Below are 25,551 nucleotides of genomic sequence, written 5' to 3' on the forward strand. Positions count from 1 at the left end.
TCTGAATAAAATTCCACGAAAGCACATTTTTAATTAACATTATTTTAACAAACAAAAATTATACGGTATATTTAGCGTATACATTCTCTATCAGTTATGAATAAACATCTACTAACCACGATGTGCCTCACGGCATGCAGCGCCCTGCATGTTGTAAATGCACAGCAAATGTCCATTGCGGGCAAAATTACGGATGCCGGAGGAGCACCGGTATCCGGCGTGACAGTCACCATTAAAGGAACAAGTCTAGCCACCTCTTCTAATGAGAGCGGGCTGTTTACCATCAACGCAAATCCAAATGCGACGTTAGTTATTTCGGCAGTAGGTTATGCCGAGCAGGAAATACGGGTCGCGGGCCGGAATACAATACAGGTGACGCTCCAAAGTGACGAAACCTCTCTCGACGAGGTGATGGTCGTAGCCTATGGCACCGCGAAAAAGAGTACCTATACGGGATCGGCAAAGGAAATTAAAGCTAGCGAAATTAACGACCAGCCGAACACGTCGTTTGAGAAGGCTTTAACGGGACGCGTTCCCGGCCTGCAGGTCACAACCACTTCGGGGCAAGCGGGCGCCGCACCGTCCATCCGGATAAGAGGTATCGGATCTATGAGCGCCTCGAATGAGCCGCTGTATGTTATCGACGGCGTTCCTGTGATCTCAGGGCAGACTTCACAGCTTGGCGACTATATCGCGAACAGCAACAACGTGATGAGTACACTCAATCCGAATGACATTGAGTCCATCACTGTATTGAAAGACGCGGCCGCATCCTCGCTTTATGGATCGCGGGCAGCAAACGGTGTTGTCATTATAACAACAAAACGGGGTAAAACAGGCGCTCCGAAAATTGATTTCAAATCGTCGGTAGCGCTAAGTCCGACATGGGCTACAGACAACTACGAAAGCGCGCCGGTCCAAGATCAGATTAATGTCCTGTACAGTGTGCTATTCGACTCCCGCAAGGCGGCGGGGCTGAGCGATGAGGCAGCCAATACATGGGTACTGAACCGCTTCAATAATAACTTTGGCAGGCATGGCTACGAATTTTCCACGAACGGCACGTCCATGTGGGAAAACGTGAATATTGCTGGTCGAACAGACGGCGTAGAGAATCGCGAGGGAAAATTCTTTAATTGGGACGATGCATTGTTCCGCACGGGCATTTTTAATGCAAATGACATCGCTGTTAGCGGCGCCAATGAAAATACAAGCTATTATTCCTCGCTTAATTATACGACGGATAAAAGCAGAGCCATTCTAAACGATTACAACCGCGTGTCAGGCCGCGTTAATCTTACACAAAAGATTGGAAAAATGCTTGAATTTGGTTCCAACATTAATCTAGCGAAAACGAAGCTCGTCGGAATGAATGACACCCGTAATACGAGCACCAGCTACCTCTTCCAGACAAGAAACCTGTTGTGGCCGTTTTATTGGCCGACAGACTATAAAACCGGAGATCCGTGGACGGCCCGATATGGTAGTTTAGCACAAAATCAGCTATACTATAACAATGAATGGGAAAACTGGTCTAACATATCAAAAATATCAGCCATAGAATCGTTAACACTGAAACTCCTCCCGGAATTAAACGTAAAAACTATATTCTCGTACGACGAGACCGAGACTAAAGACCATATCTATTATAGCGCTAAACATTATAGCGGAGCCACCGACAACGGCGTTGTACACGAAATGTCCACGAATATTCAAAAGCTGGTATCGTCAACTACTGCCAACTACAATAAGACGTTTGGATCGCACAATATCGGACTATTAGCCGGTTTTGAGGCAGAGAAAAACAACACGGATTATATACGGGCAACGGGACGCGATCTTCCGAATTCCAGCCTACACACCGTGTATACAGCTGGATCATTGAACTCGACTGCATATAGCTGGGGAAATACGATGATGTCCGTGCTTTCGCGGGCAGAATACAACTTTGCTGAAAAATATTTCGCATCGGCATCCTTTCGGAGAGACGGGTCGTCAAGACTCGGTCCGATACCGCGGTGGGGTAATTTCTGGTCCGTCGCGGGAGCATGGACCATTTCGAAAGAAGAGTTCCTGAAAAATATAACAGAAATCGATCATATACGATTGAGGGCCTCATATGGTGTCAACGGGACTTTGCCTACCAGCGACTTCGATTGGCGCGCTTTGGTTTCCTACGGATCGAAATACATGACGTTAGCAGGCGGAGGCCTTAGCAATTCGGCCAATCCTAATTTATCATGGGAAAGGAACTATACGACAAACGTCGCTATGGAGTTCGGCCTTTTGCAAAATAAAATTTTTGGATCCGTCGAATACTTCAATAGGACCTCCAAAGACCTGTTGCAGCTCGTTCCTCAGTCGATGATCACCGGATTCAGCTCAACGATGAGGAATATCGGCGAAATTAATAACAGAGGGATTGAGATTGAGATTGGCTCTGATATCATAAAAAAGGAAGATTTCAAGTGGACGTTGTCTTTAAACGGCAGCCATATACGTTCTAAAGTAGTACAACTTAGTCAAGGAGCAGACATTATATGGACAGATCCTACCGGCGGCGATGCACGGACACGATTCATTTACCGTGAAGGTGAGTCCACGTTGGCCTTTTTCGGGCTCGAGTGGGCAGGTACCGATCAAACAAACGGAAGGAATGTATGGTATGTTAACGCGGAAGACGGCCAAGGAGGAGACTTCGACTTTAACGGTAGGGCGGCGACTTACGATTACACCAAAGCAAACCGTGTTATCATTGGCGATGGTATACCCAAATTTTATGGGGGTGTTAACTCCGATATAACCTATAAGGACTTCAGCCTTGGTCTAAATTTCATATACAAGATTGGAGGGAAACTATACGATGCGGCCTCGCGTGATGTCGCCGACGACGGTTACTATTGGGAGCGTATCCGGTCACAGTACTTCGTAGAAAACACGTGGAGCCCTTCAAATCCGTCAGGAAGCCTGCCCATGGTCTCCGGTCGGGATCTCGAGGACGTGAATCAGGTGAGCAGCCGGCATCTTTACGATGCGTCTTTTCTCCGGTTGAAAAACGTGCAATTAGCGTACAAAATTCCGTCCCACGTTACGGATCGTATCAGGATGGGAGCAGCCAGAGTCTACTTTAACGGAGCCAACCTGCTTACCTTCTCAAAATTTAAAAATGCCGATCCGGAGGTTAACCAGTATAGCAGCCGTGGATGGGAGATTCCCATCGCCAAGACCTATACATTCGGTATCGATTTTTCCTTCTAACTTTTGAAAACGAATCCAATGAAAAAGATATTTTTAATCCCCTGTTTGATTTACATGGCTGCAGCCTCCTCATGCAGCGATTTCCTAAATGTCGAACCCACTACAGCTGCAGATGCGGGAGCAGCAATAACCACAGCCGCGGATGCGAAAGTTATAGTAAACGGACTGATGAGCAAGCTTGCGAGCGCTTCATACTATGGGCGGAACTTTCCGTTGTACGCAGATGCTAAAGGTGGAGATGTAACGATTACTTCCCAGGGACGTGGATACGACTACCTGTACGTATTCAACCATAGTGAATCCGCAAATAGTTATTCTTCCATCTGGTCACAGGGATACCACTGTTTAGCGCAAATCAACAATCTTATTGAGTCGATCGAAAAGCTAAAGGCCGCAGGAAGCTCCGAAAACTTTGACAACCACTTAGGGCAAGCGTTAACCGCTAGAGCGATGATCTATTTTGATCTTGTCCGGCTCTATGGCGAACCTTACGCGGAGAATAAGAACGCCTTCGGTGTACCCAACGTAACGACGCTACTTAACAGCGACGCGCAGGAACTCCGCCATACGGTAGAAGAGAACTACCAGCAGATTACGACGGATCTAAAGGCGGCAGAAGACTTACTGAGCAAAACAAAGGCGAACGGCTTTATTAATTACTACGCCAACAAAGCCCTGCAGGCCCGGGTCTATCTGTATATGGAGGATTTTACACAATCTTTAGCCGCAGCTGAGGAAGTTATCAACTCCAATGTATACACCTTATATGAGAACGATAAATGGGCAGAATCCTGGACCACAGAATTCGGAACAGAATCCATACTGGAACTCGGGGTTTATCCCAATGAAGGAGATTTAGGAAACTCATCGCTGGGAGCCATGTACCGGAGAGCAGCGCACGGAAGTTCCGCCATTTTAGGATATTTTACTGCGAGCACGAATTTCCTAGATAAGCTGGCCGAAGACGAAGAAGACGTCAGGTGGTCGGTCATGGCTCCTGATGAACTCAGTGAAACTTCAACTCATCCGGGTGAACGCCTCGGATCAAGCTATAAATATAGCGGGAGTACAGTGTTAGCGGGAGATAAAAAAACGGGGAACAGCACGGCGGTAAACATTAAAGTGATCCGCTTATCAGAGATCTATTTAATTGCTGCCGAAGCCGCGTTAAAGCTTTCATCCTCCGATAAAGAAAAGGCGGCACACTATTTAAATGCCATACGGAAGCGGTCTCCTAACCTAGCCCTAGCAACCCCGGCTACGATCAATATGGATATGATCGCTGATGAACGAAGCAAGGAGCTCTTTACGGAAGGACATCGTTTCTTCGACATGATGCGATGGAATAGATCCATCACATTCGATGACGATCTTGGTGCGATTTCCACCATCCACAGAGAAAAGACTATCGATAGAACGTTCTACAAGACAATTTTACCGATTCCTCTTGACGAGATAAATGCAAATCCAGGCATCAAAGCACAGCAAAACCCCGGATATTAATGGCATAACCGAGTTTGACCGGTGAAAGCGTCCGTTGCCGGTCTATCAGCCTCAAACGAAGCAATCAGCGATTCCAAAGCTGGTTGCTTCGTCGTTTTCCCTAAGTAGATTGCGCGCAATAACCGGGAGACCGTCGTCTCATGACGATTAGAAAACATACGTGTAGCGTTTCTGGCTGATGTAGGTACCCCCAAAAGTTTTAACAAGAGCGGAAAGTCATATAAAGCAAAAAGAGCTTACGCGATGCGCAAGCTCTTTTTGCTTTATAGAAAGCCTTATTACCAATATATAGCGTACAAAGCTGCCGTAATCAACGCGACCAGGAGCGCTCCGGCAACAAATCCGGGATGGGCCCTGAACATCTTCGTATCCACTTCCAGTCCTTTCGGCACAACACCGCGGGCGTTCTCTATCTTACTGATAATATACATTCCGATGATACAGATCACAAAGACAAATCCCATACGGTCGATGAAAGGAATCTCGTAAAGGCCGCTGATCGGACTCAATACGGAAAATCCGGTAGGACTTAAGAACGATAAATCTGCAAATGTCGGCAAAAACTTGAAGAACACTGACAGCAGGAAGCCACCTACCGTTGCAAACAAAGCAGCATTCGATGTGGTCTTTTTCCAAAAGAATCCCAGAATAAACATGGCAAAGATCCCCGGAGAGACAAAGCCCGTGTATTCCTGGATATACTGAAAGCCTCCCTTTTTATCAATACCCAGATGGGGTGCGATCAAGACAGCCAGGATCATCGAGACAATAATCGTTATCTTTCCTGTATTTACCAGCTGCCGTTCGCTGGCGGACCGGTTGAACACCTTCTGATAGATATCCAGCGAAAATATCGTCGCAATACTATTGGCCTTACCCGCCAGCGAAGCTACTACGGCAGCGGTAAGGGCAGCAAAAGAAAGTCCTTTCAGCCCCGATGGCAACAAGTTCAACAACACAGGATATGCCCGATCCGGATTGACTTCACCTCCCTGAAGCATTTCTGCCTGGAACAAGCCATCCTTCCATAGCACGTACGCGGCAATACCCGGCAACACGACGATGATGGGCATCAGCAGTTTCAGAAACGCTGCAAATAAGATCCCGTTCCGTGCGGTCTTCAGGTCTGCACCCAGGGCGCGCTGCGTGATATACTGGTTGCACCCCCAGTAGTTGAGGTTTACGATCCACATCCCCCCGATCAGCACAGACAGCCCCGGAAGATCGAGATAGTTCTCGTTGTCCGGTGTGAAAATCATGTGGAAGTGCTCAGAAGCCTTGTCCACCATAATACCGTAACCGTTTAAAACGCCTTCTCCCCCATAATGATCCGAGACAAGATTCAGCGCGAGATATGTTGTTGCAAGCCCTCCCAGAATCAAGAAGAAAACCTGAATAACATCTGTGTACCCGATTACTTTCATTCCGCCGAGGGTGATGATCACCGCGAAGACCGCGATTGCATACATACAGACTTCCAGATTGAAGCCGGAAATGCTACTCACGGCCAATGCCCCAAGATATAAGATCGACGTCAGGTTAACTACTACATAGAGCATCAGCCAAAAGACCGCCATAATCATGGCAACGGTACCATTGTAGCGCTTGTTCAAAAACTGCGGCATCGTAAAGATCTTATTCTTTAAGTATACCGGTATAAAGAACACGGCCACAATAATTAACGTAATGGCAGCCATCCATTCGTAGGTGGCAATAGCCAATCCCATCTTGAACCCCGAACCGCTCATGCCGATAAACTGTTCTGCCGAGATGTTGGAAGCAATTAGCGACGCGCCGATAGCCCACCATGTGAGCGAACCTTCGGCCAAAAAGTAGTCCTTAGAATCTCCCCCTACCACTCTCGATCGTTTCTTGTTATACACCCATATACCATAGGTAGCGACAATCACGAAATAGACAAGGAATACCAAGTAATCTTTGGTTGATAGTATATTATTCATACGGTTTATTTGATCACGATTACGAAGGTAATAAAAGAAATTAGAAACTAAATAAACCGGTTAATTAAATTTTCTAAATATTCCTGTCGGCCGCTAACCATCGCCGGCTCACCGTGTTGAGCAGCGTAGTCGCGAAGGTTCTCCAACGTCAGCTTCCCTTGTTCGAAGTCAGCGCCGGCTCCGCTATCGAAGCTCGCATACCGCGCTGCACGTATTTTCTTATAGTCGGATTGCTGTAGGACGTTGTCGGCTATCACCAGTGCGCGGGCAAAATTGTCCATTCCTCCGATGTGGGCGTAAAACAGGTCCTCCGGATCGGTGGAGTTTCTGCGGATCTTTGCGTCGAAGTTCACGCCACCGCCCTGTAAACCTCCTGCTTCGAGAATGATCAGTAACGACTCGGTAAGTTCATGTAAATCGTTCGGAAATTGGTCGGTATCCCACCCGTTTTGATAGTCTCCGCGGTTCGCGTCGATCGATCCGAGCATTCCGGCGTCGGCCGCCACCTGCAGCTCATGCTGGAACGTATGCCCCGCCAGCGTGGCGTGGTTCACTTCCAGATTGAGTTTAAAATCCGACAGAAGATCATACTTCTGCAAAAAGCCGATGACCGTCGCGGCATCGTAGTCGTATTGGTGTTTCGTTGGCTCACACGGTTTGGGCTCAATAAAGAATGTACCCTTAAAGCCCTGCTTGCGGGCATAGTCTTTGGCCATATGGAGGAAACGGGCAAGGTGTTCCTGCTCACGCTTCATATTTGTATTCAAAAGGGACATATATCCTTCGCGTCCGCCCCAAAAAACATAGTTCTCTCCGCCTAAAGCAATGGTCGCGTCCAGCGCAGCTTTAACTTGAGCTCCAGCATGGGATAACACATGGAAGTCGGGATTAGTGGCCGCCCCGTTCATATAGCGGTGGTGACTGAACAGATTTGCAGTGCCCCACAGCAATTTCACACCACTTTGCGCCTGCTTTTCCTTCGCGTATTCAACGATGGCAGCGAGATTGCGCTCGTTTGAAACCACGTCGTCCGTATAATCTACCAGATCCACGTCGTGAAAACAATAATAGGGCAGCTGCATTTTGGTCATAAATTCAAATGCGGCATCCATCTTGTCCTGTGCCCTTTCCAGAGCCGTCTGCCTGCGGTTCCATGGAAAAAAGTGCGTTGCGCCACCGAATGGATCGGATCCGTCGCCATTAAAAGAATGCCAATATGCACATGCAAATTTAAAATGCTCCGCCATGGTCTTTCCGCCAACGACACGGTTTGCGTCATACCAGCGAAAGGCCAGCGGGTTGTCTGATTCAGGGCCTTCATAACTGATCTGGCCTACATTTTTGAAATACTCTTCGTTTCCTAATAAAACTCCCATTATATAATCAATTTGATAATTTACGTTCTAGACAATTTTTCCAATCGGCATATAGTTCATCGTACAGGGCAACCTGTGCAGGTTCGACAGTCAATTGCCGCTCTAGTCCGGAGAAAGCCTCTTCGCGGTTAGCAAAAACACCGGCCCCTAGCCCCGCTCCCAATGCCGCCCCTACACTCCCGTCGTTGTCGTACAGCTCTACAGGCACATTGGTAACGCCGGCGAAAGACTGTTGGAAAACCGGACTGAGGAAGAGGTTTGCATGGCCGGCCTTAATTACGCTGGGATTCAGTCCATTCTCCCGCAGTATATCCAGTCCATAACGGAAGGAAAAGGCAATACCCTCCTGCGCAGCGCGCCAAAGATGAGCCCTTCCGTGACGCACAAAGTCGAGGTTCTCCAGGTGCCCCCCGACGATCCTATTGTTAAACATACGCTCCGCACCGTTGCCGAAAGGCAGCACGCGAATGCCTTCCGATCCGACTGCTATGGAGGCTGAAGAATTATTTAAGGCACTATAATCCAAGTCGCTGGCAGTCATCTGCTTTATCCAGCTATTTTGTATCCCTGTACCGTTTATGCAGAGCAACACACCCAGCCGTGTCGCTTCCTCCGTATGGTTCACATGCGCAAATGTATTAACCCGCGATGCAGCATCGCATACAAGTTCGTCGGTGACGGCATATATAACACCCGAAGTACCTGCCGTCGCAGCCACCTCTCCCGGCTCCAGCACATTTAACGACAGCGCGTTGTTCGGCTGATCTCCCGCCTTGAACGTGACGAAGACATCTGACGACAGTCCGAGTTCCCGGGCAACCTCCGGCAATACCCGTCCGTAGCGTGAAAACACAGGCAAAATAGCCGGTACGAGATCCGTATGGATACCATAATACTTCAGCAACGTATCCGACAGCTTCCCCTCGCTAAAATTCCATAAGATACCTTCCGAGATAGAGCTGACGTTGGAGTTCACCTCTCCCGTCAGCCGCAGGCTAAGGTAGTCGCCGGGTAGCATAAATTTGAAGGTCTTTTCGTATACCTGCGGTTCGTTCTCCTTCACCCAGGCAAGCTTGGACGCCGTAAAATTTCCCGGCGAGTTCAAGTGGCTGTTCAGGAAACCACCCGACGAGAGCTCAGACATAGCACGGTTACCAATATCCACAGCCCGGCTGTCGCACCAGATGATGGCGTCTCTCAGGGGACGGTGACTGCGATCCACGATCACCAGGCCGTGCATCTGATAAGCGATGCCTATTGCTCCGATCTCTTCCGGATTGTAAAGTCCAGTACTATGGGCCTTCAGGATGGCCGCCTTGGTATGCATCCACCATGTTTCAGGACGCTGCTCCGCCCACCCTGGCCGGGCCGATAAAATTTCTGCCTCCGACTCCGGATATTGCGCCGACGCAATCCTTCTTCTGCTTATGGCATCTACCACGGATACCTTGATCGACGAGGTTCCTAAATCTATTCCTAATAATAACATATAGTTTTGGTTATTTTATGCAACCGCTTGCATAAAAATATTTATAAAATTTTATATTTACAACACTTATTGCGCATTATGGATAAAAATTGTTAGTATTGTCAGATTGCGCAAGTCTAAAAGGGAGCATCGACAAAGGTCTATGGACAAGGCCTACCCCTGCATACGAGGTAGATTCATGGCGCGGTAGCGAACAGCAGGATGAGCCCCGTCGGGTCTCCTCTAGCTGATAATCCCACGGATAAAACGCCTACCGATGCCGGAGATGGCCCGCGGACGGGGGCTAGGATGACGGTCGAACAGGGAGTACACAACGAGTTTACGAATAAATTTTTATTGATCAACCTTGGCAAAGAAAACAACTATCTATGACATCGCGAAGGAGCTGAATATAACGGTTTCCACGGTATCGCGTGCACTTAACAACATATCGACCATTAGCGAATCCACGCGTGCGTCCGTACTCGCGACCGCCAAAAAGCTGAATTACCGGCCGAATAAAATAGCCTCTTCCTTGACGTCCGGTAAGACCTATATTATCGGCATATTAGTACCCAGTGCCCAGATTCAGTTTTTTGCCTCGGTCATCCACGCACTGGAAAAGTACTTAAAGTCGTTCGGCTACAGCATCCTGCTTTATCAAACGAACGAATCTCTGGAATCCGAAAAAAACGGGATCGCTACCTTGCTGGAGGCGCAGGTCGACGGTATCATCGCCTCGATGTCGCTGGAGACCCAGGATGTCTCCCATTTCGAAAAAGTCAAGGAAGAGGGCAAACCGCTTATCATTTTCGACCGTACGCACGACGACCTGCAATCGCCAAATGTAAAAATAGACGACGAGTATGCGGGCTATCTGGCGACACAGCACCTTTTGGATCAGGGTTACCGCAACATTGCCTACCTGACCACACGGCACAGCATCAAAATTTTCAGGGAGCGGTTTGAGGGATATCAACGGGCTCTTCGGGAAGCCGGCATCCCACCTACACCGGAACACGCGGTGTTCGGCGAGCTAACCGTCGAAGGCGGATATGCAGGAACGCAACAGCTCATGGGCCTGAAGAATCAACCCGATGCTATTATCGGAGGCGACGACTATGTTGCCCTGGGTATCATCAAGGCGTTACATGAAAAGGGCATCACGCCGCCGGAGATCGGTGTCATAGGATTTGCCAACCAAAATTTCTCTGAGCATATCATTCCCAGCCTATCAACCATTGATCAGCAGGCCATCAAAATGGGAAAAGAATGTGCCAAGATGTTCCTAAAAATCATCGAACAAAGTCCTTTGGCAGAAAACAACATAACCCCGGTGGTGCTAGAGCCTTTGCTCCTGGCCAGAGCTTCCACCCGCCGTAAACAATAGCAGTGCCGGCGGCCATCATAAGAGAAGTAAGACCTTCCAGGCGGTATGGACGTCTCCCCGAGCAAGATACCGCTTTGCTGCCAACTGCAAGTGCGTGCTTCTTGTTCCTTCGTCTCCAATGAAGGCCTGGAGGATGTCGCGGATATCAGGGTGCATGCGCATGTCGTCTATTTCGGCATCGTCAGGAAGACGTTCGCATGCAGCCAGCTGCATCTTCTCTCCTTCCGTCAGCACGGTAGACTCACGAACGTATTTTGGTAAGGGCGTTCTATACATTTCCGGAAACGGGGGCGCTGTCTCCTTCCCCTATTTTGAAACAGGCGATGGAAACAGCCCCCTTTTCTTTTAAATTTTTTCAATAATTCTATCTGCGAACTCGCTTGTTTTAAGCAGCGTTGCGCCGTCCATCAGATTAAAGAAATCTACCGTCACGGTTCGGTCTCTAATGGTCTCCGCGAGGGCGCCAACTATGGTGTCGGCGGCTTCCTGCCATCCGAGGTACTCCAACATCATAACGCCGCTCAGAATTACGGAGGACGGGTTCATGGTGTCCGTATTCGCAAAACGGGGCGCTGTTCCATGGGTCGCTTCAAAAATCGCGTGCCCTGTGCTGTAGTTGATATTGGCCCCCGGCGCGATACCTATGCCGCCGACCATCGCCGCTAGCGCATCCGAGATATAGTCGCCATTGAGATTTAAGGTGGCTACGACGGAGAAGTCACGGGGAGCAAGCAAAATTTGTTGAAGAAAGTTGTCCGCGATCATATCCTTTACGATGATCTTTCCTGACTGCTCTGCCTCCTTCTGTTCCTGATTTGCTGCTTCCTGTCCTTTTTCTTCTTTCGTTCGCTCCCACTGTCCCCATGTATAGGTGCGGTCGCCAAACTCTTCTTCTGCGACCTCAAACCCCCATTGTTTGAAGGCTCCTTCGGTAAACTTCATGATATTACCTTTATGGACGATGGTTACCGAAGGTTTCCTATGGGCTATAGCATACTCAATAGCTGCACGGATCAGCCGTTTCGATCCTTTCTCCGACACCATTTTAATACCTACACCCGTATCGTCCGAGAACGTATAATCTACGCCCAGTTTTTCGCCTAAGAAGTTTTGGATCGTGCGGGATTCGGGCGTTCCGGCAGCAAATTCGATACCGGCGTAGATGTCTTCCGTATTTTCGCGGAACACAACCATATCCACCAGTTCGGGGCGCCTGACAGGAGATGGCACACCATCGTACCATTTGGTTGGCCGTAGACATACATACAGGTCCAATTCTTTGCGCAGGGCAACATTCAACGAACGGATGCCCCCGCCGATTGGTGTCGTTAACGGGCCTTTTATGCCTACAAGATACTCGCGGAAGCTCTGCAGCGTTTCGTCGGGGAGCCAGCTCCCCCGTTCGTTATATGCTTTCTCCCCCGCGAGTACCTCCTTCCAGATGATCTTCTTGCTCCCGTTGTAGCATTTTTCAATGGCGCGGTCAAACACACGTACAGCAGCCCGCCAGATATCCGGCCCTATACCATCGCCGATGATGAAAGGGATAACCGGCCGTTCCGGAACGTGTAAACGTCCGTCGGCCCCCATTGTGATTTTGTTCTCCATCGTATATGTTGTTTTAGTTGTCTGTCGTTGTTACCTGTCCTTGTTAAACATATTTCCGATCTCCCGGCTGATTTTGCGGAAGATAGGTGCCGTCTGTACATCTTCGTAGTCGTCTATATGTTGGTTTTCGCGCCGGCTCGGAAATATTAAAATGAGATTTTGATTTCTAAAGTAACGTCCTACACGCTTGGCGAGCCCATCAAGGGAATCCCGATAAGACACCTCCCCGTAGCGGGCGGAAACGAATACCAGCAAGGCATCCGTGTTGCTGAATGTCGCCAGTCCAAAGATGTTATCCCAGTCTTCATAATTATTGAACGTGAAAGGCACACTCGTCTGTACCATCTCCAAAACGCCTTCAGCAGCGCTTTGTGTCCGGGTGTCGCACACAAACATCAAAGGAATGGACAGCTCCTGCGCCAGCTTAACCATTTTCTCCATCCAATACTCAAATCCGACCTCCGATTCTGCTAACGGAGGGACAAAAATCGTGATCGACTTATGAGAGAGAAACGGATTATCCAACCTGCACATAAATAGATTTGCATCCGTGCGGTTTAAGATACTTTCTGTCTTTTCACCCACAATTTTTTCTACAAATGACGTTGCACTGGGCCAGCCCAGAATTAGGCAGTCGGCAAACAGCTCCTTGGATGTCCGTCCTATTCCACTGGCAATGTTATAGTCGATCGTCGTCAGCAGCTCCACCTCGGTCTCCGAACCGGACGCGTACCGGGCCATGTTGTCTAGGTTTCTTCGGGCGTTTGCCATGTTTCGCTCCGCCTGCTCATTGTCGGCTACGACACTCAAAATGTTCAACGGGTGATGCGACTTTTTCGATTTAATCAAAGTCGCAAAATCCAATATAGGCTCCATCTTATCCAGATTCGCTATGGGAATCAGGATCTGCTCTTCGTGCTCCGGCACATGTTCGACGTGTTCGTCGTCCTGATGCCCCTCCACGACGATCTTCCGCGACGCGTTCTCTGTGACAAGTGACGCGATAATACAGGTCACGAGAATAAGCAAAATGGTACCGTTTAGCACGTTTTCATCGATAATACCTCTGTCATACCCTACCATGATGACGGCCAGTGTCGCCGCCGCATGTGCATTGCTTAAACCGAAAATCAGATTACGTTGGTTTTTGGAATATTTGAAAAGAATCGTTGTCGCTGTCGCCGCCAGGAATTTGCCGGTCACGGCCACAAGTGTCAACGTTCCGGCGATGATGAGTGCCATCGGTCCTTTCGTCAGTACGCTGACATCGACAATCATACCCACCGAAATCAGAAAGAACGGAATAAAGATCGCATTCCCAATAAATTCTATCCGATTCATTAATGCCGACGAGTGGGGAATCAGCTTATTTAAAGCAAGTCCGGCCACAAACGCACCGATGATCGGCTCCAGACCGGCTATCTCTGCCAGAAACGCGGCAAAGAACACAACGGCCAGTACGAAAATATAATGGGCCGTCTTTTCGCTTTCGATTTTCTGGAAAAACCACTTGGCTATTTTCGGGATGATGCCAAACATGATGAGCAGGAACACAGCAAAGGACACGCCCAGCGTTACCCAGAACTGCTGATCCAGCTGTCCCTGCGACGCTCCCGTCAGGATAGCTAAAATAATAAGTACGGCCGTGTCCGTTAAGATTGTTCCACCGATCGTGATGGCGACGGCCTCATTCTTTGACACGCCGTAGCTATTGACAATAGGATAAGACACCAGCGTGTGGGTAGCAAACATGCTCGCTATCAGTATGCTTGGCAAGAGGTCGTACCCCAAAAAATAGAAACAGACGGGGAATCCGATACTGATTGGAATGACAAAGGTCAGAAAACCAAACAGCAGACTTTTATTTTTGGTTTTCTTAAACTCATTCATATCCAGCTCCAGTCCCGCTATAAACATAATATACAGCAGTCCTATTGTCGAAAACAGATCTATGGCATCCACCCCATTGCCCTGCAATGTCACCTTGTCAATTTTAGATAGCCAGTTTAGTCCATGAGGGCCAAACAAAACGCCAAACAAAATCAGACCAATAATTCCCGGCACTTTGATCGGACGTAATATTATCGGAGAAATAAGAATGATGGTTAGTATGATGGTAAAAACGAGTACCGGATTTGTAATGGGTTTCGAAAAAGCTTCTGATATCTCATGTAAAAAATTATCCATATACCTTGTTTGCTATTTGCTGGGAAATTAAGAAAAGTTTCCCCGATTTCCTAACTACATTAACAAAGCTACCGCTTTATTGTTGCAGACAATAGCTAAAAACGGAGCTGCTCGCGTCGCGTGGAGATAACGCCTGCGGTTATTTAAACTGTATGGTTTTAATCGGAGAAATACGGCTGACGAGCATCGCCGGAATGAACAGGGTGAGGAGACCGATGACAGCTACCGCGGCATTCAAGAAGAACACTTCCGGCCAGGAAATAGCCATCGGGACATACTCGATATAATACGTTGCGGGGTCCAGCCTGAAAAAGTGGGTATTCGTCTGAAAAACATATAAACATAAAGCCAGCAGATTGCCGATAAGCAGACCTATACCGATCAAATATGCCGAACCATATAAAAATACCCGCCGTATGCCGCCATTGGTGTAGCCCAGCGCCTTCAGGATACCAATCATCGACGAACGCTCCAAAATCGTAATTAATAGAGCGGAGATCATGTTGATGACCGCCACCACGACCATAAGGACAAAAATAATGTTGTCATTCATGTCCAACATATTCAGCCAATTGAAAATATCGGGCATCTGCTCGACAATATTCGTGGCATTTAGCGCCGCCGGCAGCAGATTGTTGATTTGGGAGGTAGCGATAGCTAAAGAATCGAAGGACGATAAACGCAATTGGTAGGCTCCGACCTCGCTATCAGCGAGATTGTTAAGCCTCCGGATAAGATCCAGGCTGCCGATAACATACGTTTTGTCCAGCTCTTCCGAGTGAGTGGTGTAAATACCCTTAACCGTGAACGGCCGCTTTCGTATCGGTTCCTGCACAAAATACATGACAAATTTGTCCCCCACATCCAGTTGCAGGCGATTAGCCAAATATTGAGAGATAAGAATCTGGGTAGCTGCGCTTTCCGAAAAGTTCAGGGTATCCCCTTTTATAATATTCCTTTGTAAATATTGTTGGTTATACTGCCGGTCAATTCCCTTCATCAGCACGCCCTCTACCTCACCTTTCACATTCATAATTCCTGCCTTGGTCGCAAACGGGGCGATATCCATGATGCTCGGAACTTCGCTAAGGCGGTTAAAGTCGTCGGAAGAGAGCGATATCGGCAGGTTTTCGTACGACGCATTCAGATCGTTTTTTGTGATGATAATATCGCCGAAAAAGCCACGTTGTTTTTCTATAATCTCCGTTTTAAAGCCTTTTAATATTGCCACGGAGAGAATAATGGCCGATATAGCCAAAGCCAGCGCTCCGATGGTCACGCGAACGATCAGCTTTGAAAATGTCCGACGCCCTGTAAACAGGCTCCGCTTAGCTAAAAAATAAGGAAAATTCAACGTGCGTATTTATTTTGTAACTTCGCAAAGTTAATAATTTTTGTCACTTGTTGACATGTAGGTTGCAATACTAAAAAAGCCAAGAATATGCGGATCATTTTTATGGGAACGCCAGATTTTGCCGTTGCCTCTCTCGAAGCGTTACTCGATGCGGGCGAAAACGTGGTGGCTGTGATTACGACGCCCGACAAACCGGCCGGCCGTGGACAGAAAATGCAGGAATCTGCCGTAAAAAAATTTGCGGTGCAGAAGGGACTTCCGGTCCTTCAGCCCGAAAAGCTTAAAGCACCCGAGTTTCTATCGGAACTCCAGCGTTATAGGGCCGATCTGCAGGTAGTCGTCGCTTTCAGGATGCTGCCTGAAGCAGTCTGGAATATGCCTCCCCTCGGCACGATTAACGTACATGCCTCGCTGCTACCGCAGTATCGTGGCGCCGCACCGATAAACCATGCCATCATCAATGGCGAAGCATTTTCCGGTGTGACAACGTTCCTCTTACAGCATGAAATCGACACAGGCCACATCCTGTTTTCCAAGAAAGTAGCTATCGGGCCCAATGACAACGCCGGCGTGCTGCACGACAACCTGATGAAAGCAGGAGCCGAAGTGCTTCTGGAGACCGTAGCCGCTATCAAAAACAACAGCGTGACCCCTATTTCGCAGGACAGTGTCGCGGAGACAAACTTAAAAACTGCACCAAAAATATTTAAGAACGACTGCCTTATTGACTGGAACCGTCCTACGGAGGTTGTCTTCAACCAGATCAGAGGACTAAGCCCTTATCCGACGGCATTTACGTATTTGCAGGGAAAAGTATTAAAGATTTTTGAAACAACAAAGACTACTAGGATAGACAAGGCCCCCGGTGATTTCGAAACGGATGGCAAAACCTATCTTTCGTTTGCCACCGAAGATGGGGCACTACAAATCATGTCACTCCAGCTTGAAGGCAAGAAGAGAATGGAGATCGACGAGTTCCTGCGGGGCTACCGCTTCGAGTAGCCGCCTACTTATCTTCTTCGACAAATTCCATGATATCCCCTGGTTGGCAGTTCAATGCTCTGCAAAGTGCCTCCAGGGTACTCAACCGGATAGCCTTAGACTTCTCGTTTTTTATGATGGAAAGATTCGATAAGGTGATTCCGACCTTCTGGCTCAACTCATTTAACGAGACCTTTTTTTTAGACATGATGTTATCTAAATGGATTCTGATAGGCATAGTCTGTATCTATTAAAACATTTAAACCATTTTCTTACTAACAATCCTGACTTATTTTTGTTTTATTGAATATCGAAATGCAAAGATCCGGTTTGTTTAAAGCCTTTCATAATAAACGCGTTACAATCCGGGCTTTTTTGGCGGTCAGGAAAACAAAATAATTGTTACATCGTTTATCCTTAGAGAAAAGGGATTTGGAATAATTTTTGCTGTTATAACAGCAATAAACTTCTTTTCTTAACTACCTCATACTGAGTAATTAATTTACAATCATATGAAGGTATTTTCGGTAGAATTTACTATTTTTGCAGACATTTCAAAAGAGAAAGGTATTTATACATTAGATGAGACAGCTCAAAATTACACAATCCATTACCAACCGCGAATCGCAGTCACTTGACAAGTATTTGCATGAAATTGGTAAAGTAGACTTAATTACTGCGGAAGAGGAGGTTATTCTGGCGCAACGCATACGCGAGGGCGACCAGGTGGCTTTGGAGAAATTAACTAAAACAAACTTACGTTTCGTCGTTTCTGTCGCAAAACAATACCAGAATCAAGGTCTCACGTTGGGAGACTTGATTAACGAGGGCAACTTAGGCTTAATTAAGGCAGCAAAACGGTTTGATGAAACAAAAGGGTTTAAGTTTATTTCTTATGCTGTATGGTGGATTCGTCAGTCTATTTTGCAAGCTATCGCTGAACAGTCACGTATCGTACGTTTACCGCTGAATCAGGTAGGTTCGTTAAGTAAAATCAGCAAAGCTTTCTCGAAGTTGGAACAGGAATACGAGCGCGAACCTTCTCCGGAGGAATTAGCTGACATTTTGGAAACGACCGTAGACAAAGTGTCAGATACCTTGAGTAACTCCGGCAGACACGTGTCGATGGACGCGCCTTTTGTACAGGGAGAAGAAAATACGCTGTTAGACGTTTTGGAAAATAGCGATCCTGATACAGACAGCCTGTTGATTGACGAGTCCCTCTCTGAGGAGATTAAACGCTCCCTGGCGACGTTGACGGAAAGAGAAAGAGAAATTATCGTGTTATTTTTCGGTTTAGGAACCAATCACCAGTTGTCACTAGAAGAGATCGGTGAGAAATTTAATTTAACCAGAGAACGCGTACGTCAGATTAAAGACAAAGCTCTTCAACGTCTCCGCCACACTTCCCGTAGCAAAATTTTAAAATCTTACTTAGGTTAAAACCCTAATCAACATTTGGAGATGCGCAGCTTACCGGCTGCGCATTTTTTTTGCCCTTTTCGTTCCCGTGATAGCGGAAAACGCGCCCGTTCTGCCATCTAAAGACTGCGGCCCTCTCAGGACTATCTCTTGGTCATGAAATTCTATTTTGATGTAGAATGCCTATCTTTAGCGTATGAATTGGCAGGCTATTAAAGGCGACTTCAAACGATACTTACAACTCGAAAGAAATCTTTCTCCAAACTCTATTGACGCCTACCTCAATGACGTGCAGAAGCTTGAAGCTTATTGTGGCTTCAAGCAAATATCGCTGGATAGTGTAGATACCAAGACGATACAGCAGTTCCTCGTTTTTATTAATGATTATAACATCTCTCCGTTCACGCAGGCCCGATTACTTTCGGGTCTCAAAACATTTTTCAGTTTCCTTCAGATAGAGTATGAACGTAAGGACAACCCTGCCCATCTTCTGGAATCGCCCCGACTAAACAGGAAGATCCCAAGCGTGCTCAACATTCAGGAGATCGACGCACTGATTGCTGCTATTGACGTTTCTACACCGGAAGGCACCCGAAACCGGGCCATCCTTGAAATGCTGTACGGATGCGGCCTCCGCGTATCTGAGCTGGTCGCCTTAAAAATATCCAACCTATTCCTCGACGTGGAATTTATCAAAGTGGAGGGAAAGGGTAACAAGGAACGTCTCGTCCCGATTGGCCAGCAGGCAATTAAGTACCTGCGGATCTACCTCGATGAAATCCGTGGCAGGATGCCCATCCGCGAAGAATACGCAGATATCGTGTTTTTAAACCGTCGTGGAAAGCAGCTTAGCCGGGTAATGGTCTTTCTGATCATCAAAGATCTCGCAAAAAAAATCGGGTTGACGAAACCCATCAGCCCGCACACATTCCGGCATTCCTTTGCTTCACACCTCGTCGAAGGGGGGGCCGACCTGCGCGCTGTTCAGGATATGTTAGGACACGAAAGCATCACCACAACAGAGATCTACACGCATGTTGACAGAGACTACCTACAGTCCGTCATCACGCAGTTTCACCCACGTTCTGATCGTACAAGGCATAAAAAAGAGAGCTGATCTTGCGATCAGCTCTCTTTGTGTCCCCGGCGGGGGTCGAACCCACATCGTCAGAACCGGAATCTGAAATTCTATCCATTGAACTACGGAGACTTTGCGTGCAAAAATAATACTTTTTATCTTACTTCATACATCTATTTAAAGATTATTTTGCACACCGACAGGAAAAAATCCGGCCGCGATTATAACCACCTGAGTACTAGTGGTCGTGACCGCCCTCCTCTACTAAATGCACTTCTACCTTCAGGTCGAGGTCGTTCTCTCCGGTAAATCGCGTAAAGTTGCTGTTGTTCCAATCGGCAGCGGTAATACCCGCTTTCACGCCGGCGTTGAGATGGCGAAGGACGTAGCGGAAAACAAAGCTGTTCGCTGCCTTCTCCACGGTCAGATATCCGGTAACCCCTACATTGACGACGGTTCCGTCCGGTTTTCTGTCGGCATACTCATAAGAAAGTGTTCCCTCGGGAGCGCCCAAAATAAAGGCCTGATGAATATCATCCCGCTCGACAAACGTGTGTTGCGTTTCTCTTCCCGCAAAATCCGTGGCTTTCAGTTCCAGCCGATAGGTCTTTCCTACCTCTAGATGTAGGTGCGCACCCACCGGAGGCAGCATATCGCTGGAAAACTCTACTGTTTCCCGATCAGGGTTTTCAATATCCTCGTAGTCATAATGGTCCCCATGCGCAGTACGTTTCACCTCCGTGAACGTTAGCGTCGCCCCGCCCACTTCTTCCTGGTCTACCTCGGGCGTAGGGTCATCTTTCGAACAAGATGGTGCCAGAAACAACAAACTGAATCCGATAATAGCTAAGCTTAGTCTTTTCATGATGTCTAATTAAAATTTATAAGATACTTTCAAATTAATATTCCGGCCGATCTGATGCGTGAAATAGCGGAATCGGTCCATATAGTCTTTGTATGCTTTATTTAGAAGGTTCTCCACAGAAAGAAGGGCCACCAGCCTTTTTTCTGCGTTCCAGTTAAACTGCCTGCTCACGTAAAAATCCAGCAGGTGATATGCGGGTGGCGGGGCCGCATAATCGGAGTTAGCTTCATAGCGTGTTTGCCTCGCGACGAAACGGTGGGCAAACCTGATATAGTCCTGCTCCTCTCCGTCTTCTCCGAAGTGCCACGATACGCCGTGCTGGAGTCGATCTGCAGGTATATAGGGTAAATAAGCGCCTAACGAAATGTTCCTTGCACGCAGGACAGAAGCTGTGCCGCCATAGTCGAAACCTGCCCCCATGCGGTAAGTCCACTTAAGGTCCGCCCCATAAAAGAAGGCATCGTGCTGCCTGTAGGAAAAGATCGGGAAAGTCCCGCGTATGGTCTGCCGTATGGTGTCGGGATTAGGCTGTGCATAGATATAGTCGTATATCATCTGGGCATGGACGTCCAACGTGATATTCGCCCGCTCCGTTTCGAAAAGAAGGGTATTTACCCATTTTAAGCCTTTCTCGCTGCGCAATTGCCGATCGCCCACCTCGTAAGTCGCGCTTCCATGGTGCACACCGTCACTGTAAAGCTCGTTCGCTGAAGGAGCTCTCCAGGCGAGGCCTATATTACTTTTCCAGCTCAATTGAGGACTGAAGTGGTAAAGAACCCCAAACGTACCGGATGCGTTATGAAATCGGCGCGTGTCCGTCAGAAGATACTGTTCAATACTGCCGTCTTCATTCACCTCATCCCGTCGATAACGGTAGCCCGCGACATCCAGATATTTGAAATCATATCGGGCGCCGAGTTCGGCATGCAGCCTGTTGATGTGAAACTGATGAATACCGAATGCTCCCAGCGTGTAGTTGTCAAAATTAGGAATGATCGGCGTCGTGCCAGTCCCCGGCGTGTTGTTATTGACCTGCACGAGCGACTGGAGTCCAAACGATGTATTTCCACGTTTTAGAATGGCGTCCAACGACTGTGTGGTCAACACCATATCGGCCATCGGAAGGTCGTCCGACTCCACGCGGCGTACATCGTATTCCTTCCGGTGGTTACGCTGAAAACCGTACAATACTTCCAAATTGGTTTTGGGGTCTATCTGATACTTCCAGCTGGCTTTAAGCAGGTCGTGCGTTACCTTTTGTCGGGGCGCGCTGATGGAGTAGCTGAAGTCGTATTCCTCAAACGGTCTTCCATGCTGTATCCTCGCCTCGATATCTTCCACGGTGCCGATGTGGGCTCCGACAAAAATTCCGAGCTGTGTTCCAAATCGACTATAGAAGATATCAAATTTGTTCGATCTATCATGATATTGGAGTGCTGCAGAATAATTGAGCTCTTCTACCCCCGTATTTCCGACGTAATAGTCGGCCGACTTATAATTGCCCAATTTCTTTCCGGTGGCCTGAACGCGCCAGCCGAGTTTTGGAAAACGTTTGGTATTTCCCTCAAGCATGCCGTGCAACGTTCCGCCACGGCCGTTCGACTGCCCCACTACATCGATACGTCCGCCTAAGCCGCCTTCGGTATTGATCGCATGCGGAGAAGCGACAATCACCCCTCCCAACGCGTCAGCACCGTATCGCACACCTTGTGCCCCTTTGATCACTTCCAGCCGGTCCGCGACGAACGGATCGATCTCAGGCGCATGTTCGGCGCCCCACTGCTGACCTTCCTGGCGGATACCGTTATTCATGATAAGAATGCGGTTGCTGTGCAGTCCGTTGATTACGGGCTTTACAATGCTGTTGCCCATGCCGATGGTCGACATTCCAGAGATATCCAATAAGGACTCTCCAAGCGTTTTACCACGCACTTGTTGTGCTTCTGACCGTGACAGGCGGTGGATACTGGCTGATAATGTCTCGGCCTGCTTACCGATTATCTCGACGTCCCGTAAGTGGATGGCATCTGCTTCCAGCACGACACGAAGTACCGTATCGCGCACTACCTGAAGGCTATATTCCCTAGAACGATAGCCCAAATGGGTACACGTCAGACGCACCTCCCCCTGGCAGACACGCTCCAGCATAAAATGTCCTCTCCTATCACTGGAAGCCGATCTTCCCTGTGCTGTATGTATGACGGCGTCCGCCAGCGGCTCTCCGCCATCTGTCAATACCACGCCCTTAATGTATAATTCGCAATTATGTTGAGCCCGCCCCTCCTGTATGGCACATGTGCACAAAACCAGAAGTAGTACAGACAAGAAGCCTCTATTCTGCATCTATTTTTTGTTTTATTTGGTATAAATTCGAGTTATTATACCAGCAGAGGAGGATCTTTATTGCTCTCCTGAAAAAGAAAGCTGTCTTTATAGTTAGAGATGAGGTTACCTAAGCGAATGACGGGCTGTTCGATCGAACCGACCTCGGGCAGCAATGGCGTCAGTACGACACTTTCACCCAACTGATGGGCCACAAACCAACATAGTGAGCAATCGTCCGGATGTTGATGTTCCCCGTCGTCGGCAGAGGAAGAACAGGCTTCATGAGCAGGGTCATGCGTATATTGGAGAGCCGCTGCAAGCACCAGGCTTACAAGCCCCAAAACCAAAAAAATATATCGTATTCCCCTTTTCACTGTGTGCAAAGATACATTTAATGCAACACTATTGCAAAACAAAAAAAAAACAAAAGGCCGGGGGGATAACCGAAAGCGCCTAAGGACATGCTGCTCTGCAGCGATCTCTTTAGGCGCTTTACCTCTCGGCATGATCTCCTCCCGCTAAAAAGAGGTGTCTATGCCGGTCGTATCCTTGGCTGACTCCGGAGCTTTGTCAATCAGCTCCATGAACTGATCCAGCTTCGGCGTGATAATTATCTGTGTACGGCGGTTTCTTGCCTTTCCTTCCGGCGTGCTATTATCCGCTATCGGATTATATTCGCCTCGGCCACCCGCTGTCAACCGTTTAGGGTCAACGCCATACTGCTGCTGCAAAGCCTGCACCACAGACGAAGCGCGCAACGTACTCAGATCCCAGTTGTTGCGGATATTAGGTTTGGAAATCGGATCCGTATCTGTATTACCTTCAATCTGCACATCATACTCCTTATAATCCTGTATGATCTTCGCAATTTTGCTAAGCGTTTCGCCGGCGCGCTCCGAAATCTCGTAACTTCCCGACTTGTACAGCATGTTATCCGACAAGGAGATATACACCACTCCCTTCAGCACTTTAACGTCCACATCCCGCAGTTCGTCCCGGCTTAATGAGCGCGTCAGATTATTTGTCAATACCAAATTAAGCGAGTCGCTTTTGTTTTTCGTATTCACCAGATGTTGTATGTAGCGATTTGACGCATTTATTTCATCAACTAGCTTGGAGATATTGACGTTTCCCTGTGTGTTCTGACTAATACTCAGGTCCAGAGACCCTTGAAGGCGACTCAGGGCTTCTTTCAGCGAAGCGTTGTTTTTCCGTTCGTACTCCAGCTGCTCCTCCAGACTTTTTACTTTCGCCCGGCTCTCCGCTAGCTCCATCTGCCCTTGTTGGTAGCGCTCCGACAGCTCCCGGTGCTGGGTCTGCAACGTTGTATATCGTTTATTGCTGACGCAGCCTGTCAATAACAGCCCAGACAGCACAATACCCATAGTAATCAATCTTCTATCCATCATACAATCGTATTTTTTTGGGTAAGAAGTGCAAAAGTAATGCCTAAATGAGCGGCCCCAATTGCTAATAAGTGTTAAAGTGGCCCGGCACCATACCGGGTCGGGCAGGAACGCCGACAAAAACAAAACCTAAGCCGGGGAAGCTTAGGTCCTGTAAGAAAACAACCTATTATTAGCCAAAGAGCGGCTAATATGGCTTCATTCCATATCGCCCGCGGCAATTAGCTGACAACGAATAGCTAACGGCACTGCGGGCGGGTTCGAAGCAGGCATTATTCCATTTTCTTCTTCCAGCTTAACACGAACGAGATGGCGCAGTGGTCCGACAAGGGTTTGCCGCTGCGGGTGGAAAAATGCTGCTTCTCAACTTTATACGAGCGCGGGGTAAATTCAATCTGAAGACTATTGCGGAAGAAGATTTTATCTATGCTCTCACAGCTATCGGTAAGAGCGAGTTTTTCGTTAGGGGTAAAAGGCTGCTTTACAGGCGGATGCTTACCATCATTCATGGCCATCACCCAGGCGTCTATCAGCCCCGTTTTTTGAGCGAAGGCCGACATATTGTCCCAGTGCGCAGCATAATGGGCATTGAAATCGCCCATCACGAGTACGGCCTCGCCAGCCGAGTTGGCGGCAATGTAATCGGCAAGCTGGAGCAGATTTTTGCGCCTTGCCTGTGCCGCGCCCTCCGTGTCCTGGGCCGTAGCGTGCAGGTTATATACGTCCACGGTTAGATCCTTTGCAAGTTGTATACGGTTGTAAGAAAACCCTTTTGCGGCCAGGCAGTCGGTACCATGACAATGCTTCCAGGCAACACGTCTCGTCTCCACAATCGGATATTTGGAGAGTGTATTAAGGCCGTCTCCATAGGGAACCGCCTCTTTATGCAATGTCCGGTAAGGATGTATGTCTCCGCCATCATAAAGCTCTTTATGGTAATGGAAATCCTCCTGTACATTGACGATATCATACTTATTCAACTTCCCGGAGATCTCCCGCATGCTCTGCGCCCGTGGTGTTTCCGCGGCAGATAACAGATCCGGCAGCCCCGCCACATTGTACGTCAATAGCGACAATTCTCCTTCCACAGCATCCGATATAGCCCAATCGGTCCGTATTGTTGTTGTACTAAAAACAGCGGATTTACTGGATTTGGTTAAATAAAAGCAGCTACATACAAGAAACAATACGCCCGCCAGTCTCCCCCACTTCCTCCTTGTTTGCCACACGATATACAGGTCCATCTATTTTCTTATTGGTGATCCAAAGGAATCGTGAACATTTTTTGTCCTAACCAAAACTAAATGATAGATATTACGCCTTTGTAAAAAACAGATTAATCTTTTGTTTACGAAATAGTCCAAAAGAC

19 protein-coding genes and 1 tRNA gene are annotated in these 25,551 nt (G+C 48.0%); 6 read left to right on the top strand and 14 right to left on the bottom strand.

What is annotated here, in order from left to right:
* Positions 1–96 precede the first annotated feature (96 nt).
* Positions 97–3,258: a SusC/RagA family TonB-linked outer membrane protein gene (locus BC792_RS05900; protein ID WP_148908059.1), complete on the top strand. Its 3,162-nt coding sequence runs from the start codon at positions 97–99 to the stop codon at positions 3,256–3,258.
* 18 nt (positions 3,259–3,276) lie between these two features.
* Positions 3,277–4,761 (top strand): RagB/SusD family nutrient uptake outer membrane protein, encoded by a 1,485-nt coding sequence (locus BC792_RS05905; RefSeq protein ID WP_148908060.1) that lies wholly within the window; start codon positions 3,277–3,279, stop codon positions 4,759–4,761.
* Between the two features lie 278 nt (positions 4,762–5,039).
* On the opposite strand, the gene BC792_RS05910 is transcribed toward BC792_RS05905, so the two are convergent.
* From BC792_RS05910 to BC792_RS05920, 3 genes are read right to left on the bottom strand one after another with little or no spacing between them, the layout of a single operon-like run.
* The gene (locus tag BC792_RS05910; RefSeq protein ID WP_148908061.1) at positions 5,040–6,722 is read right to left on the bottom strand and encodes a sodium/sugar symporter; all 1,683 of its coding nucleotides are present in this window, start codon (positions 6,720–6,722) and stop codon (positions 5,040–5,042) included.
* A gap of 47 nt (positions 6,723–6,769) precedes the next feature.
* Entirely contained in the window at positions 6,770–8,098 is a 1,329-nt protein-coding gene (gene xylA, locus BC792_RS05915; protein ID WP_148908062.1) for a xylose isomerase, read from the bottom strand.
* A gap of 7 nt (positions 8,099–8,105) precedes the next feature.
* The gene (locus BC792_RS05920) at positions 8,106–9,587 is read right to left on the bottom strand and encodes a xylulokinase (RefSeq protein ID WP_148908063.1); all 1,482 of its coding nucleotides are present in this window, start codon (positions 9,585–9,587) and stop codon (positions 8,106–8,108) included.
* A gap of 346 nt (positions 9,588–9,933) precedes the next feature.
* Between BC792_RS05920 and BC792_RS05925 the strand changes: the two genes are divergently transcribed.
* Positions 9,934–10,956, top strand: a complete 1,023-nt coding sequence (locus BC792_RS05925; protein ID WP_148908064.1) for a LacI family DNA-binding transcriptional regulator — start codon at positions 9,934–9,936, stop codon at positions 10,954–10,956.
* A 15-nt stretch (positions 10,957–10,971) separates the two neighbouring features.
* Here BC792_RS05925 and BC792_RS05930 read toward each other — a convergent pair whose 3' ends face one another.
* The 4 genes from BC792_RS05930 to BC792_RS05945 all read right to left on the bottom strand — a co-directional run bounded on the left by BC792_RS05930 (position 10,972) and on the right by BC792_RS05945 (position 16,105).
* Positions 10,972–11,232, bottom strand: a complete 261-nt coding sequence (locus BC792_RS05930) for a hypothetical protein (protein ID WP_148908065.1) — start codon at positions 11,230–11,232, stop codon at positions 10,972–10,974.
* Positions 11,233–11,301: 69 nt separating this feature from the next.
* Entirely contained in the window at positions 11,302–12,564 is a 1,263-nt protein-coding gene (gene icd / locus BC792_RS05935) for an NADP-dependent isocitrate dehydrogenase (RefSeq protein ID WP_148908066.1), read from the bottom strand.
* Positions 12,565–12,594: 30 nt separating this feature from the next.
* Complete coding sequence (locus BC792_RS05940) at positions 12,595–14,751, bottom strand: cation:proton antiporter (protein ID WP_148908067.1); 2,157 nt, start codon at positions 14,749–14,751, stop codon at positions 12,595–12,597.
* Between the two features lie 139 nt (positions 14,752–14,890).
* A complete protein-coding gene (locus BC792_RS05945; protein WP_148908068.1) occupies positions 14,891–16,105 on the bottom strand; it encodes an ABC transporter permease in 1,215 nt (404 codons plus the stop codon).
* Between the two features lie 87 nt (positions 16,106–16,192).
* Between BC792_RS05945 and fmt the strand changes: the two genes are divergently transcribed.
* Positions 16,193–17,107, top strand: a complete 915-nt coding sequence (fmt, locus tag BC792_RS05950; RefSeq protein WP_148908069.1) for a methionyl-tRNA formyltransferase — start codon at positions 16,193–16,195, stop codon at positions 17,105–17,107.
* Positions 17,108–17,111: 4 nt separating this feature from the next.
* Here fmt and BC792_RS05955 read toward each other — a convergent pair whose 3' ends face one another.
* Positions 17,112–17,324, bottom strand: a complete 213-nt coding sequence (locus tag BC792_RS05955) for a helix-turn-helix domain-containing protein (RefSeq protein WP_148908070.1) — start codon at positions 17,322–17,324, stop codon at positions 17,112–17,114.
* Positions 17,325–17,668: 344 nt separating this feature from the next.
* Here BC792_RS05955 and BC792_RS05960 point away from each other — a divergent pair, with 344 nt between their 5' ends.
* Together BC792_RS05960 and xerD are read left to right on the top strand one after the other, a co-directional pair.
* The gene (locus BC792_RS05960) at positions 17,669–18,529 is read left to right on the top strand and encodes a sigma-70 family RNA polymerase sigma factor (RefSeq protein ID WP_148908071.1); all 861 of its coding nucleotides are present in this window, start codon (positions 17,669–17,671) and stop codon (positions 18,527–18,529) included.
* 175 nt (positions 18,530–18,704) lie between these two features.
* Positions 18,705–19,625 carry a site-specific tyrosine recombinase XerD gene (gene xerD / locus BC792_RS05965; RefSeq protein WP_148908072.1) on the top strand — a complete coding sequence of 307 codons (921 nt, stop codon included), beginning with the start codon at positions 18,705–18,707 and terminating at the stop codon, positions 19,623–19,625.
* A gap of 21 nt (positions 19,626–19,646) precedes the next feature.
* On the opposite strand, the gene BC792_RS05970 is transcribed toward xerD, so the two are convergent.
* The 6 genes from BC792_RS05970 to BC792_RS05995 all read right to left on the bottom strand — a co-directional run bounded on the left by BC792_RS05970 (position 19,647) and on the right by BC792_RS05995 (position 25,426).
* Positions 19,647–19,718, bottom strand: a tRNA-Arg gene (locus tag BC792_RS05970).
* Positions 19,719–19,824: 106 nt separating this feature from the next.
* Entirely contained in the window at positions 19,825–20,451 is a 627-nt protein-coding gene (locus BC792_RS05975) for a hypothetical protein (RefSeq protein ID WP_148908073.1), read from the bottom strand.
* Positions 20,452–20,460: 9 nt separating this feature from the next.
* Positions 20,461–22,794 (bottom strand): TonB-dependent receptor, encoded by a 2,334-nt coding sequence (locus BC792_RS05980; RefSeq protein WP_148908074.1) that lies wholly within the window; start codon positions 22,792–22,794, stop codon positions 20,461–20,463.
* 35 nt (positions 22,795–22,829) lie between these two features.
* Entirely contained in the window at positions 22,830–23,159 is a 330-nt protein-coding gene (locus BC792_RS05985) for a hypothetical protein (RefSeq protein WP_170249970.1), read from the bottom strand.
* Between the two features lie 135 nt (positions 23,160–23,294).
* On the bottom strand, positions 23,295–24,182 hold the full coding sequence (locus BC792_RS05990) for an OmpA/MotB family protein (RefSeq protein WP_425262448.1): 888 nt from the start codon (positions 24,180–24,182) through the stop codon (positions 23,295–23,297).
* A gap of 272 nt (positions 24,183–24,454) precedes the next feature.
* Positions 24,455–25,426, bottom strand: coding sequence for an endonuclease/exonuclease/phosphatase family protein (locus tag BC792_RS05995; RefSeq protein WP_148908077.1), 972 nt, complete (start codon positions 25,424–25,426; stop codon positions 24,455–24,457).
* Between the last annotated feature and the right edge of the window lie 125 nt (positions 25,427–25,551).

Origin of the sequence: Sphingobacterium allocomposti, assembly GCF_008124885.1 — a bacterium.
Lineage (GTDB): Bacteria > Bacteroidota > Bacteroidia > Sphingobacteriales > Sphingobacteriaceae > Sphingobacterium > Sphingobacterium allocomposti.